The organism is Streptomyces sp. NPDC029169, from assembly GCF_055563935.1.
In genome coordinates this window covers 75,959-88,085 of record NZ_JBVHXA010000002.1, presented here as the reverse complement: position 1 = coordinate 88,085, position 12,127 = coordinate 75,959, and the positions used below count along the sequence as shown (strand labels likewise).

The window sequence follows — 12,127 nt, the reverse complement described above, 5'->3', positions numbered from 1 at the left end:
ACTGTCCGGTCTTGTCCCGGCTGTCCGGCGCCACGCTTCGGGTAGGGGCCGCCGAAGGAGGTGGGCGCGCATGAGCGTGAACGGTGTGGACGGTACGGGGACGGAAGAGCCCGGCTGGGAGGTCGACCCGGAGGACGAGTCCGGAGCGGCGGTCGTGGCGACGGTGGGCCGCTAGATCAAGCTGTGGCGTGAGGCCAAGGGCCTGCGGGCGGCGGAGTTCGGCGAGCGGGTCGGGTACGGCGAGGACATGATCCGCAAGATCGAGCGCGGGGCCCGGATCCCGCGCCCCGAGTTCCTGGACAAGGTGGACCAGGAACTCGGCGCGGGCGGGTTGATCTCGGCCATGAAGCAGGACGTGGTGGAGGTCCGGTACCCGAAGAAGGTGCGGGACCTGAAGAAGCTGGAGGCGCGAGCGGTCGAGTTCGGGCTCTACAGCACCAGCAACATCCACGGTCTGCTCCAGACGAAGGAGTTCGCCTGGGCGCTGCTGCGAACCTGGCGCCCTGCGTACGGGCCGGAGGAGCTGGAGCGGCTGGTGGCGGCACGTCTCGATCGTCAGTCGGTGTTCGAGAGGTCGCCCGGACCCGAGCTCAGCTTTGTCCAGGAAGAGGTGACACTACGGCGCCCCACCGGGGGCAGAATGGTGCTGCGCCGACAGCTCGAACGACTGCTGGAGGTGGGGGAGCTGCCGAATGTCGAGATCCAGGTGATGCCGACCGAGCGCGCCGACCATCCCGGTACGGCCGGGCTGATCGAGGTGCTGAAGTTCGAGGACGGCACCGCCGTGGGGCGCACCGACGCCGACTTCCACGGTCGCCCGGTGTCCGACCCCAAAAGGCTCCGGATCTTGGAACTGCGCTATGGCATCATCCGGGCTCAGGCTCTCACCCCCGGGGAGTCGCGGGCCTTCATCGAACGACTGCTGGGAGAGACATGATCCGCAAGCCCGAGCTGGAGTGGTTCAAGAGCAGCTACAGCAGCAGCGCCAACGGCGAAGACTGCGTCGAGGTCGCCACCACCCCCGGCACCATCCACGTCCGCGACTCCAAGAACGTGGAGGGCCCACAGCTCGGCCTCGCGTCCTCCGCCTGGGTCGCCTTCGTCTCGTACGCCTCGGGGAGCGAGCGCTGAGCGTCGGTCCGTCCTCGCGGCCGTGCTGTCGCCGCGCGGGGTGATCGTTCGCGTCTTAGGGTCCGGGTATGAAGCCCAGGGCAGGGGGCGTGCTCACCTCGATCATGATCGTGCTCACGGTGACGACCGGCATGATCGAGGCCGTCAGCTTCCTCACGCTGGGCCCGGTCTTCGCCGCGATGCAGACGGGGAACATCCTCCTGCTCGCCTTCGCGCTCACCGGCGCCGCAGGCCTCTCCCCAGCCGCCGCCGGAGTCTCCTGCGCCGGTTTCGTGGTCGGCGCGGTGCTGGGGTCATGGCTGGAGACTCGCGTGGACGTCCACGGCCGCCGCTGGTTCGTTTCCGCGCTGTTCGGCGAGGGGCTGCTCCTGGGCCTCGGCACGCTGGTCGCGTGGTGTACCGGTGTCGACGGGCCGGGCGGATCCGTGGCCGGTCACCATTTCGCCGTGATCGCGCTGGTCGCCGCCGCGATGGGGGTGCGCAACGTCACGACCATGCGGGTGCGGGTCCCCGACGTGCCCACGACGGTGTCCACCCGTGCCCTCACGGCGTTCCTGGGTGGTCTGCCGCACGTCGCGGACCCCCGCATCGGCACGGGGGCCCGTTCTGAGGGCCGCCGGTTCGCCTCCATCGGGGCGATGTTCGCGGGTGGAGTGCTGGGCGCCTGGCTGCTGCACGAGGGGGTGCGTCCGGCAGCGGTCCTGGGCGCTCCCTGTGCGCTGGTCCTGCTCATCGGCGCGGCGTTCTGGGTGGTGCCGGAGAGACGGACGTCAGAGCCGGGGTGACCGGTGTGCTCGGAGGGTCGGCGTTTGACTTGGATCACGTCCGGGGTATTCTCTCCGGCTCGATTGGCCAGCCCGGCGCGCCGTATGGCAGACTGTCGGGGTTGCTCGGTTGAGTGCCGATGCTGCGCGCCTCCCGTCGGGAGGACCGGAAGCGAGTCCCACAGTACTCGTCGCTCCTTCTCAGGAGCGGACGTACGGGAATCTTCCGGGAAGCGTCAGCGGGGTGCCGGCCAGGCACTCGGTGGGTGTTCCGCCCCCGACTCGCGGTCATGGTGACCGCACCCCCTTGGTTGGGAGATCCCTCGGGATTTCTGCGTAGAGGGAGTGCGACACGCCCGACCGCGTGGGTCGGAGGTGGAGGTCATGAGAACCCCCGAGTCCAGAGCGTTAATACAAGAGACAGGACTACTGAGTAGCCATGGCGGGACAGAAGATCCGCATCCGGCTCAAGGCCTACGACCACGAGGTCATCGACTCCTCGGCGAAGAAGATCGTCGAGACGGTGACGCGCACTGGTGCGTCGGTCGCGGGCCCGGTGCCGCTGCCCACTGAGAAGAACGTGTACTGCGTCATCAAGTCGCCGCACAAGTACAAGGACTCGCGCGAGCACTTCGAGATGCGCACGCACAAGCGCCTCATCGACATCCTCGACCCCACGCCGAAGACGGTCGACTCGCTCATGCGTCTCGACCTGCCGGCGGGCGTCGACATCGAGATCAAGCTCTGAGGTGACGCGCGAGATGGCTAAGAACATCAAGGGCATCCTGGGCGAGAAGCTCGGCATGACGCAGGTCTGGGACGAGAACAACCGGGTCGTCCCGGTGACCGTCGTCAAGGCCGGCCCCAATGTCGTGACCCAGGTGCGTACGAACGACATCGACGGCTACGAGTCGGTCCAGATCGCCTTCGGCGAGATCGACCCGCGCAAGGTGAACAAGCCCCTCAAGGGCCACTTCGCCAAGGCCGACGTCACCCCGCGCCGTCACCTTGTGGAGCTCCGCACCGCTGACGCCTCCGAGTACACGCTCGGCCAGGAGATCACCGCTGAGGTCTTCGAGGCCGGTGTGAAGGTCGACGTCACCGGTAAGAGCAAGGGCAAGGGCTTCGCCGGTGTCATGAAGCGCCACAACTTCCGTGGTGGCAAGGCCTCCCACGGTGCCCACCGCGTGCACCGCAAGCCCGGTTCGATCGGTGGCTGCGCCACCCCGGGCCGTGTCTTCAAGGGCATGCGCATGGCCGGCCGTATGGGCAACGAGCGCGTGACCACCCAGAACCTGACCGTTCACGCCGTTGACGCGGAGAAGGGCCTGCTCCTGATCAAGGGTGCGGTTCCTGGTCCGAACGGCGGCCTCGTCCTGGTCCGCACCGCGGCCAAGGGGGCCTGAGGATATGAGCACCATTGACATTCTGTCGCCCTCCGGCGACAAGACCGGGACCGTCGAGCTCCCGGCCGAGATCTTCGAGGCCAAGATCAGCATCCCGCTGATCCACCAGGTCGTCGTCGCGCAGCTGGCCGCCGCCCGTCAGGGCACGCACAAGGTCAAGACGCGTGGCGAGGTCCGCGGTGGTGGCAAGAAGCCGTACCGCCAGAAGGGCACCGGCCGCGCCCGTCAGGGTTCGACCCGCGCCCCGCAGTTCGCCGGTGGTGGCGTCGTGCACGGTCCCGTGCCGCGTGACTACTCGCAGCGGACCCCCAAGAAGATGAAGGCCGCCGCCCTCCGCGGTGCCCTCTCCGACCGGGCGAACCACTCCCGTATCCACGTCGTCTCCGGCGTGGTCGAGGGTGGCATCTCCACCAAGGCCGCCAAGACGCTGTTCGGCAAGATCTCGGAGCGCAAGAACCTGCTCCTGGTCGTCGAGCGCTCCGACGAGGCCGCGTGGCTGTCCGCCCGCAACCTGCCCCAGGTGCACATCCTGGAGCCGGGCCAGCTGAACACGTACGACGTGATGCGATCCGACGACGTGGTCTTCACCCAGGCCGCCCTCGAGTCCTTCGTGTCTGGCCCCAAGGCCGCTGACAACGAAGGGAGCGAGGCCTGATGTCCGAGGCCACGATCACCAGCAAGACCTTCACGGACCCGCGTGACATCCTCGTCAAGCCGGTTGTCTCCGAGAAGAGCTACGCGCTGCTCGACGAGAACAAGTACACGTTCATCGTCGCGCCCGGATCCAACAAGACCCAGATCAAGCAGGCCGTCGAGGCGGTCTTCTCGGTCAAGGTCATCGGGGTCAACACGATCAACCGTCAGGGCAAGCGCAAGCGCACCCGCACCGGTTTCGGCAAGCGCGCCAACACCAAGCGCGCCATCGTGACCCTTGCCGAGGGCAACCGTATCGACATCTTCGGCGGCCCGACCGCCTGACGGCGGTCGAGTCGTCCGGAATCGGACGAGGACTGAGAAATGGGAATCCGCAAGTACAAGCCGACTACGCCGGGCCGTCGTGGCTCCTCCGTAGCCGACTTCGTCGAGATCACGCGGTCCACGCCGGAGAAGTCGCTGGTCCGCCCGCTGCACAGCAAGGGCGGCCGTAACAACACCGGTCGTGTGACCGTCCGTCACCAGGGCGGTGGCCACAAGCGTGCCTACCGTCTGATCGACTTCCGTCGCCACGACAAGGACGGCGTGCCGGCCAAGGTCGCTCACATCGAGTACGACCCGAACCGCACCGCTCGCATCGCGCTGCTCCACTACGCGGACGGCGAGAAGCGCTACATCATCGCCCCGCGTGGTCTCTCGCAGGGCGACCGGGTTGAGAACGGCCCCACGGCCGACATCAAGCCCGGCAACAACCTGGCCCTCCGCAACATCCCGGTCGGTACCACGATCCACGCGATCGAGATCCGTCCCGGCGGTGGCGCCAAGTTCGCCCGTTCCGCGGGTGCCTCCGTGCAGCTGCTCGCGAAGGAGGGCACGATGGCCCACCTTCGTATGCCGTCCGGCGAGATCCGTCTCGTCGACGCTCGCTGCCGCGCCACCATCGGTGAGGTCGGCAACGCCGAGCAGTCGAACATCAACTGGGGCAAGGCCGGCCGTAAGCGCTGGCTGGGCGTTCGCCCGACCGTTCGCGGTGTGGCGATGAACCCGGTGGACCACCCGCACGGTGGTGGTGAGGGCAAGACCTCCGGTGGTCGCCACCCGGTCTCCCCGTGGGGTCAGAAGGAGGGTCGTACTCGTTCGCCGAAGAAGGCTTCGAACAAGTACATCGTCCGCCGCCGCAAGACGAACAAGAAGCGCTAGGAGCGGGTTTAGATGCCGCGCAGTCTCAAGAAGGGGCCCTTCGTCGACGACCACCTCGTAAAGAAGGTGGACGCCCAGAACGAAGCCGGCACCAAGAACGTCATCAAGACCTGGTCCCGTCGCTCGATGATCATCCCGGCCATGCTCGGCCACACGATCGCGGTGCACAACGGCAAGACCCACATTCCGGTGTTTGTCACCGAGTCGATGGTCGGCCACAAGCTCGGCGAGTTCTCGCCGACGCGCACCTTCCGGGGTCACGTGAAGGACGACCGGAAGTCGAAGCGCCGCTAGTAGCGGGGTGGAATGACCATGACAGACATCGGAAGGACAACCATGGAAGCCAGGGCCCAGGCGCGGTACATCCGCGTCACGCCCATGAAGGCCCGCCGCGTGGTGGACCTTATCCGTGGCATGGACGCCACGGAGGCTCAGGCGGTCCTGCGTTTCGCCCCGCAGGCCGCGAGCGTGCCGGTCGGCAAGGTGCTGGACAGCGCCATTGCCAACGCCGCGCACAACTACGACCACAGTGACGCCTCTTCGCTGTTCATCAGCGAGGCGTACGTGGATGAGGGCCCGACCCTGAAGCGGTTCCGTCCGCGTGCTCAGGGCCGTGCCTACCGGATCCGTAAGCGGACCAGCCACATCACCGTGGTCGTCAGCAGCAAGGAAGGAACCCGGTAATGGGCCAGAAGGTTAACCCGCATGGGTTCCGGCTCGGCATCACCACGGACTTCAAGTCCCGCTGGTACGCCGACAAGCTGTACAAGGACTACGTCAAGGAAGACGTCGCCATCCGTCGGATGATGACGTCCGGCATGGAGCGCGCCGGCATCTCGAAGGTTGAGATCGAGCGCACCCGTGACCGCGTGCGGGTGGACATCCACACCGCGCGTCCCGGCATCGTCATCGGCCGCCGTGGCGCCGAGGCCGACCGCATCCGCGGCGACCTCGAGAAGCTCACGGGCAAGCAGGTCCAGCTGAACATCCTCGAGGTCAAGAACCCCGAGGTCGACGCTCAGCTCGTGGCCCAGGCCGTTGCCGAGCAGCTGTCCTCCCGCGTCTCCTTCCGTCGGGCCATGCGTAAGAGCATGCAGTCCGCCATGAAGGCCGGCGCCAAGGGCATCAAGATCCAGTGTGGCGGCCGTCTCGGCGGCGCCGAGATGTCCCGCTCGGAGTTCTACCGCGAGGGTCGTGTGCCGCTGCACACGCTGCGCGCGAACGTCGAGTACGGCTTCTTCGAGGCCAAGACCACCTTCGGCCGTATCGGCGTGAAGGTCTGGATCTACAAGGGCGACGTCAAGAACATCGCCGAGGTTCGCGCCGAGAACGCCGCTGCCCGCGCCGGCAACCGTCCGGCCCGCGGTGGCGCTGAGCGCCCCGCCGGCCGTGGTGGCCGTGGTGGCGAGCGTGGCGGTCGCGGTCGCAAGCCGCAGCAGTCGGCTCCCGCCGCCGAGGCCCCCAAGGCCGAGGCTGCCGCCGCTGCTCCGGCTGAGAGCACCGGAACGGAGGCCTGACCGAAATGCTGATCCCCCGTAGGGTCAAGCACCGCAAGCAGCACCACCCGAAGCGCAGCGGTATGTCCAAGGGTGGTACGCAGGTTGCGTTCGGCGAGTACGGCATTCAGGCCCTCACTCCGGCGTACGTGACCAACCGCCAGATCGAGGCGGCTCGTATCGCGATGACCCGCCACATCAAGCGTGGCGGCAAGGTCTGGATCAACATCTACCCGGACCGCCCGCTGACCAAGAAGCCTGCCGAGACCCGCATGGGTTCCGGTAAGGGTTCGCCGGAGTGGTGGATCGCGAACGTCAAGCCCGGTCGGGTGATGTTCGAGCTGTCCTACCCGAACGAGAAGATCGCGCGCGAGGCCCTGACCCGTGCGGCCCACAAGCTGCCGATGAAGTGCAAGATCGTCAAGCGCGAAGCAGGTGAGCTGTGATGACCGCCGGTACCAAGGCGTCCGAGCTGCGCGAGCTGGGCAACGAGGAGCTTGTCGCCAAGCTCCGCGAGGCCAAGGAAGAGCTGTTCAACCTCCGCTTCCAGGCGGCGACGGGCCAGCTCGAGAACCACGGGCGGCTCAAGTCCGTCCGCAAGGACATCGCGCGGATCTACACCCTGATGCGTGAGCGCGAGCTGGGCATCGAGACGGTGGAGAGCGCCTGATGAGCGAGAGCAACGTGACTGAGCAGAAGACCGAGCGCAACGCCCGCAAGGTCCGTGAGGGCCTGGTCGTCAGCGACAAGATGGACAAGACCGTCGTCGTCGCCGTCGAGGACCGCGTCAAGCACGCGCTGTACGGCAAGGTCATCCGCCGTACGAACAAGCTCAAGGCTCACGACGAGCAGAACCAGGCCGGCATCGGCGACCGCGTCCTCCTCATGGAGACCCGGAAGCTGTCCGCCACGAAGCACTGGCGCGTCGTCGAGATCCTCGAGAAGGCCAAGTAATTACTTGAAGGGGTAACCCTTCGAGTTCGTTCCGCCAGGCTCGGTGGGGGCACTTCGGTGCCCCCGCCGGGAACCGGCAGACAATCAGGAGATAGACGTGATCCAGCAGGAGTCGCGACTGCGTGTCGCCGACAACACTGGTGCCAAGGAGATCCTTTGCATCCGTGTTCTCGGTGGTTCCGGTCGCCGCTACGCGGGCATCGGTGACGTCATCGTCGCCACCGTCAAGGACGCGATCCCCGGTGGCAACGTGAAGAAGGGTGACGTCGTCAAGGCGGTCATCGTTCGCACCGTCAAGGAGCGCCGCCGCCAGGACGGCTCGTACATCCGCTTCGACGAGAACGCCGCTGTCATTCTCAAGAACGACGGCGACCCTCGCGGCACCCGTATCTTCGGCCCCGTGGGCCGTGAGCTGCGCGAGAAGAAGTTCATGAAGATCATCTCGCTCGCGCCGGAGGTGCTGTAAGCATGAAGATCAAGAAGGGCGACCTGGTCCAGGTCATCACCGGTAAGGACAAGGGCAAGCAGGGCAAGGTCATCACGGCCTTCCCCCGCGAGAACCGCGTCCTGGTCGAGGGTGTCAACCGGGTCAAGAAGCACACCAAGGCCGGCCCCTCGCAGGCTGGTGGCATTGTCACGACCGAGGCCCCTGTTCACGTGAGCAACGTTCAGCTCGTCGTGGAGAAGGACGGCAAGAAGGTCGTCACGCGCGTCGGTTACCGCTTCGACGAAGAGGGCAACAAGATCCGCGTTGCCAAGCGGACGGGTGAGGACATCTGATGGCTACCACCACCACTCCGCGTCTCAAGACGAAGTACCGCGAGGAGATCGCGGGCAAGCTGCGTGAGGAGTTCTCGTACGAGAACGTCATGCAGATCCCCGGCCTCGTCAAGATCGTGGTCAACATGGGTGTGGGCGACGCCGCCCGCGACTCCAAGCTGATCGAGGGCGCCATCCGCGACCTCACCACGATCACCGGTCAGAAGCCGGCCGTCACCAAGGCCCGCAAGTCCATCGCGCAGTTCAAGCTGCGTGAGGGTCAGCCGATCGGTGCCCACGTCACGCTCCGTGGCGACCGCATGTGGGAGTTCCTGGACCGCACCCTGTCGCTCGCGCTCCCGCGCATCCGCGACTTCCGTGGTCTGTCCCCCAAGCAGTTCGACGGCCGTGGCAACTACACCTTCGGTCTCACGGAGCAGGTCATGTTCCACGAGATCGACCAGGACAAGATCGACCGTGTCCGGGGTATGGACATCACCGTGGTCACCACGGCGACCAACGACGACGAGGGCCGTGCCCTTCTGCGTCACCTCGGCTTCCCGTTCAAGGAGGCGTAAGCGAGATGGCGAAGAAGGCTCTCATCGCGAAGGCTGCCCGCAAGCCCAAGTTCGGTGTGCGTGCGTACACCCGCTGCCAGCGCTGCGGTCGCCCTCACTCCGTGTACCGCAAGTTCGGCCTGTGCCGCGTGTGCCTTCGTGAGATGGCTCACCGTGGCGAGCTGCCGGGCGTGACCAAGAGCTCCTGGTAACCCCGTACTTACGGGTTAACCGGAGTCTCTCGGTAAGCACTGGGTTGGCGGATGCCCTTCCCTCCATGGCTTAGGCTAGGAGGGTTGGGCGTCCGTCGCCCGATACGACTTACTACGCCGTAGGTCCCCGCGCCGCACCCGTCCCGCCCCTGTGTGGGGAGAGGGATGGCGCATACAGGAAACCCCGGCGAGAGAGGCCGAAGGCCAATTCATGACCATGACTGATCCCATCGCAGACATGCTCACGCGTCTGCGTAACGCGAACTCGGCGTACCACGACACCGTGACGATGCCGCACAGCAAGATCAAGTCTCACATCGCGGAAATCCTCCAGCAGGAGGGCTTCATCACGGGCTGGAGGGTCGAGGACGCCGAGGTCGGCAAGAACCTCGTTCTCGAGCTCAAGTTCGGTCCGAACCGTGAGCGCTCCATCGCGGGCATCAAGCGGATCTCGAAGCCGGGCCTCCGGGTTTACGCGAAGTCCACCAACCTGCCGAAGGTTCTCGGCGGCCTGGGCGTGGCGATCATCTCCACGTCCCACGGTCTCCTGACCGGCCAGCAGGCAGGCAAGAAGGGCGTAGGTGGGGAAGTCCTCGCCTACGTCTGGTAGTCGGGAACGGAGGAATAGCTAATGTCGCGTATTGGCAAGCTGCCTATCCAGGTTCCCGCCGGCGTGGACGTCACCATCGAGGGCCGCACGGTCACGGTGAAGGGTTCCAAGGGCACCCTGAGCCACACCGTCGCCGCGCCGATCGAGATCGTTAAGGGCGAGGACGGCGTTCTCAACGTCACCCGTCCGAACGACGAGCGTCAGAACAAGGCCCTCCACGGCCTGTCCCGCACGCTGGTGGCCAACATGATCACCGGTGTGACCCAGGGTTACGTGAAGGCGCTCGAGATCAGCGGTGTCGGTTACCGCGTTGCCGCGAAGGGCTCCAACCTGGAGTTCCAGCTCGGCTACAGCCACCCGATCCTGATCGAGGCGCCCGAGGGCATCTCGTTCAAGGTCGAGTCGCCGACCAAGTTCTCGGTCGAGGGCATCGACAAGCAGAAGGTCGGCGAGGTCGCGGCGAACATCCGCAAGCTGCGGAAGCCCGACCCGTACAAGGCCAAGGGCGTCAAGTACGCCGGCGAGGTCATCCGCCGCAAGGTCGGAAAGGCTGGTAAGTAAGCCATGGCATACGGTGTGAAGATCGCCAAGGGCGACGCTTACAAGCGTGCGGCCAAGGCCCGCCGTCACATCCGCATCCGCAAGAACGTGTCGGGTACGGCGGAGCGTCCGCGCCTCGTCGTGACGCGTTCCAACCGCGGTATCACCGCTCAGGTCATCGACGACCTCAAGGGTCACACCCTTGCGTCCGCGTCGAACCTGGACGCGTCGATCCGTGGTGGCGAGGGTGACAAGTCGGCGCAGGCCAAGCAGGTCGGCGCTCTCGTCGCCGAGCGCGCCAAGGCCGCGGGTGTCGAGGCTGTCGTGTTCGACCGTGGTGGCAACAGGTACGCCGGGCGCATTGCCGCTCTGGCTGACGCCGCCCGCGAAGCCGGGCTGAAGTTCTAAGCCCCGGTTCCGGGACTAACGGACGTAACAGAGAGAGGTAAATCCAATGGCTGGACCCCAGCGCCGCGGAAGCGGTGCCGGTGGCGGCGAGCGGCGGGACCGGAAGGGCCGTGACGGCGGCGCAGCTGCCGCCGAGAAGACCGCTTACGTTGAGCGCGTTGTCGCGATCAACCGCGTCGCCAAGGTTGTCAAGGGTGGTCGTCGCTTCAGCTTCACCGCGCTGGTCGTGGTGGGCGACGGTGACGGCACCGTGGGTGTCGGTTACGGCAAGGCCAAGGAGGTGCCGGCCGCCATCGCCAAGGGTGTTGAGGAGGCCAAGAAGCACTTCTTCAAGGTCCCCCGTATCCAGGGCACCATCCCGCACCCGATCCAGGGCGAGAAGGCTGCGGGCGTCGTCCTGCTGAAGCCTGCTTCCCCCGGTACCGGTGTTATCGCCGGTGGCCCGGTGCGCGCCGTGCTCGAGTGCGCCGGCGTTCACGACATCCTGTCGAAGTCCCTGGGCTCCGACAACGCGATCAACATCGTGCACGCGACCGTGGAGGCCCTCAAGGGCCTGCAGCGTCCCGAGGAGATTGCGGCTCGCCGTGGTCTGCCGCTCGAGGACGTCGCCCCCGCGGCTCTGCTCCGTGCACGTGCGGGAGCGGGTGCGTAATGGCTCGCCTCAAGATCACGCAGACGAAGTCGTACATCGGCAGCAAGCAGAACCACCGCGACACCCTGCGTTCGCTCGGGCTCAAGCGCCTGAACGACGTGGTCGTCAAGGAGGACCGCCCCGAGTTCCGCGGAATGGTGCACACCGTCCGCCACCTCGTGACGGTCGAGGAGGTCGACTGACATGGCGGAGAACAACCCGCTGAAGGTCCACAACCTCCGTCCCGCCCCGGGCGCCAAGACCGCCAAGACCCGTGTGGGTCGTGGTGAGGCGTCGAAGGGTAAGACGGCCGGTCGTGGTACGAAGGGCACCAAGGCCCGTTACCAGGTTCCGCAGCGCTTCGAGGGTGGGCAGATGCCCCTCCACATGCGTCTGCCGAAGCTCAAGGGCTTCAAGAACCCGTTCCGCACCGAGTTCCAGGTCGTGAACCTGGACAAGCTCGGCGCTCTCTACCCCGAGGGTGGAGAGGTCACGGTGGCCGACCTGGTCGCCAAGGGCGCGGTGCGCAAGAACAGCCTCGTCAAGGTGCTCGGCACCGGCGAGATCACCGTGGCGCTGCAGGTTTCGGTTGACGCCGTCTCCGGCTCCGCCAAGGAGAAGATCGCCGCTGCCGGCGGCACCGTCACCGAGCTCGTCTGAGACGACTCGATGGCTTGAACATCCGACCGGGGATGCCTCCCAAAAGGGGCATCCCCGGTTGGTCGTTCCTAGGGGGGCATGTCCGCCGGTAAGGTGGCGTGCACGTCTATGCTCCGTGCGGTATGCCCGCACGTTTTCATTGACC

General features: G+C 66.3%; 23 protein-coding genes and 1 pseudogene. All 24 read left to right on the top strand.

Going from position 1 to position 12,127, the window contains the following annotated elements; genetic code table 11:
* Positions 1-70: 70 nt before the first annotated feature.
* Positions 71-937 (top strand): annotated as a pseudogene (locus tag ACZ4VI_RS04095) (helix-turn-helix domain-containing protein).
* Entirely contained in the window at positions 934-1,131 is a 198-nt protein-coding gene (locus tag ACZ4VI_RS04090; protein ID WP_467996418.1) for a DUF397 domain-containing protein, read from the top strand. Before ACZ4VI_RS04095 ends, ACZ4VI_RS04090 begins: the two are co-directional and overlap by 4 nt.
* Positions 1,132-1,199: 68 nt before the next feature.
* Positions 1,200-1,916 (top strand): YoaK family protein, encoded by a 717-nt coding sequence (locus tag ACZ4VI_RS04085; RefSeq protein ID WP_467996416.1) that lies wholly within the window; start codon positions 1,200-1,202, stop codon positions 1,914-1,916.
* Positions 1,917-2,334: 418 nt separating this feature from the next.
* Entirely contained in the window at positions 2,335-2,643 is a 309-nt protein-coding gene (gene rpsJ / locus ACZ4VI_RS04080; RefSeq protein ID WP_003948644.1) for a 30S ribosomal protein S10, read from the top strand.
* A 13-nt stretch (positions 2,644-2,656) separates the two neighbouring features.
* Positions 2,657-3,301 (top strand): 50S ribosomal protein L3, encoded by a 645-nt coding sequence (gene rplC, locus ACZ4VI_RS04075; protein ID WP_361965481.1) that lies wholly within the window; start codon positions 2,657-2,659, stop codon positions 3,299-3,301.
* Positions 3,302-3,305: 4 nt separating this feature from the next.
* A complete protein-coding gene (gene rplD / locus ACZ4VI_RS04070; RefSeq protein ID WP_385145136.1) occupies positions 3,306-3,956 on the top strand; it encodes a 50S ribosomal protein L4 in 651 nt (216 codons plus the stop codon).
* Entirely contained in the window at positions 3,956-4,279 is a 324-nt protein-coding gene (gene rplW / locus ACZ4VI_RS04065) for a 50S ribosomal protein L23 (protein WP_467996414.1), read from the top strand. Before rplD ends, rplW begins: the two co-directional genes overlap by 1 nt.
* A 39-nt stretch (positions 4,280-4,318) precedes the next feature.
* Positions 4,319-5,155: a 50S ribosomal protein L2 gene (gene rplB / locus ACZ4VI_RS04060; protein WP_467996413.1), complete on the top strand. Its 837-nt coding sequence runs from the start codon at positions 4,319-4,321 to the stop codon at positions 5,153-5,155.
* Between the two features lie 12 nt (positions 5,156-5,167).
* Positions 5,168-5,449, top strand: a complete 282-nt coding sequence (gene rpsS / locus ACZ4VI_RS04055; protein WP_019888752.1) for a 30S ribosomal protein S19 — start codon at positions 5,168-5,170, stop codon at positions 5,447-5,449.
* 42 nt (positions 5,450-5,491) lie between these two features.
* Positions 5,492-5,839: a 50S ribosomal protein L22 gene (rplV, locus tag ACZ4VI_RS04050; RefSeq protein ID WP_058848120.1), complete on the top strand. Its 348-nt coding sequence runs from the start codon at positions 5,492-5,494 to the stop codon at positions 5,837-5,839.
* Entirely contained in the window at positions 5,839-6,672 is an 834-nt protein-coding gene (rpsC, locus tag ACZ4VI_RS04045; protein ID WP_467996411.1) for a 30S ribosomal protein S3, read from the top strand. The genes rplV and rpsC overlap by 1 nt, the downstream gene beginning before the upstream one ends.
* 5 nt (positions 6,673-6,677) lie before the next feature.
* Positions 6,678-7,097: a 50S ribosomal protein L16 gene (rplP, locus tag ACZ4VI_RS04040; protein WP_015035580.1), complete on the top strand. Its 420-nt coding sequence runs from the start codon at positions 6,678-6,680 to the stop codon at positions 7,095-7,097.
* Positions 7,097-7,321 carry a 50S ribosomal protein L29 gene (rpmC, locus tag ACZ4VI_RS04035; protein ID WP_028797851.1) on the top strand — a complete coding sequence of 75 codons (225 nt, stop codon included), beginning with the start codon at positions 7,097-7,099 and terminating at the stop codon, positions 7,319-7,321. Before rplP ends, rpmC begins: the two co-directional genes overlap by 1 nt.
* The gene (gene rpsQ / locus ACZ4VI_RS04030; RefSeq protein WP_467996409.1) at positions 7,321-7,605 is read left to right on the top strand and encodes a 30S ribosomal protein S17; all 285 of its coding nucleotides are present in this window, start codon (positions 7,321-7,323) and stop codon (positions 7,603-7,605) included. The genes rpmC and rpsQ overlap by 1 nt, the downstream gene beginning before the upstream one ends.
* A 97-nt stretch (positions 7,606-7,702) precedes the next feature.
* On the top strand, positions 7,703-8,071 hold the full coding sequence (gene rplN, locus ACZ4VI_RS04025; protein WP_003956455.1) for a 50S ribosomal protein L14: 369 nt from the start codon (positions 7,703-7,705) through the stop codon (positions 8,069-8,071).
* Positions 8,072-8,073: 2 nt separating this feature from the next.
* Entirely contained in the window at positions 8,074-8,385 is a 312-nt protein-coding gene (rplX, locus tag ACZ4VI_RS04020) for a 50S ribosomal protein L24 (protein WP_467996407.1), read from the top strand.
* Positions 8,385-8,942 (top strand): 50S ribosomal protein L5, encoded by a 558-nt coding sequence (gene rplE, locus ACZ4VI_RS04015; protein ID WP_137993931.1) that lies wholly within the window; start codon positions 8,385-8,387, stop codon positions 8,940-8,942. Before rplX ends, rplE begins: the two co-directional genes overlap by 1 nt.
* A 5-nt stretch (positions 8,943-8,947) precedes the next feature.
* The gene (locus ACZ4VI_RS04010; protein WP_003956452.1) at positions 8,948-9,133 is read left to right on the top strand and encodes a type Z 30S ribosomal protein S14; all 186 of its coding nucleotides are present in this window, start codon (positions 8,948-8,950) and stop codon (positions 9,131-9,133) included.
* A 211-nt stretch (positions 9,134-9,344) separates the two neighbouring features.
* On the top strand, positions 9,345-9,743 hold the full coding sequence (gene rpsH / locus ACZ4VI_RS04005) for a 30S ribosomal protein S8 (protein ID WP_467996405.1): 399 nt from the start codon (positions 9,345-9,347) through the stop codon (positions 9,741-9,743).
* A 21-nt stretch (positions 9,744-9,764) separates the two neighbouring features.
* The gene (gene rplF / locus ACZ4VI_RS04000) at positions 9,765-10,304 is read left to right on the top strand and encodes a 50S ribosomal protein L6 (protein WP_467996403.1); all 540 of its coding nucleotides are present in this window, start codon (positions 9,765-9,767) and stop codon (positions 10,302-10,304) included.
* 3 nt (positions 10,305-10,307) lie between these two features.
* Positions 10,308-10,691 carry a 50S ribosomal protein L18 gene (gene rplR, locus ACZ4VI_RS03995; protein WP_015035587.1) on the top strand — a complete coding sequence of 128 codons (384 nt, stop codon included), beginning with the start codon at positions 10,308-10,310 and terminating at the stop codon, positions 10,689-10,691.
* Positions 10,692-10,737: 46 nt separating this feature from the next.
* Entirely contained in the window at positions 10,738-11,343 is a 606-nt protein-coding gene (rpsE, locus tag ACZ4VI_RS03990; RefSeq protein ID WP_030201551.1) for a 30S ribosomal protein S5, read from the top strand.
* Complete coding sequence (gene rpmD / locus ACZ4VI_RS03985; protein WP_005313525.1) at positions 11,343-11,525, top strand: 50S ribosomal protein L30; 183 nt, start codon at positions 11,343-11,345, stop codon at positions 11,523-11,525. Before rpsE ends, rpmD begins: the two co-directional genes overlap by 1 nt.
* Position 11,526: 1 nt before the next feature.
* Positions 11,527-11,982 (top strand): 50S ribosomal protein L15, encoded by a 456-nt coding sequence (rplO, locus tag ACZ4VI_RS03980; RefSeq protein ID WP_315891601.1) that lies wholly within the window; start codon positions 11,527-11,529, stop codon positions 11,980-11,982.
* Positions 11,983-12,127 lie beyond the last annotated feature (145 nt).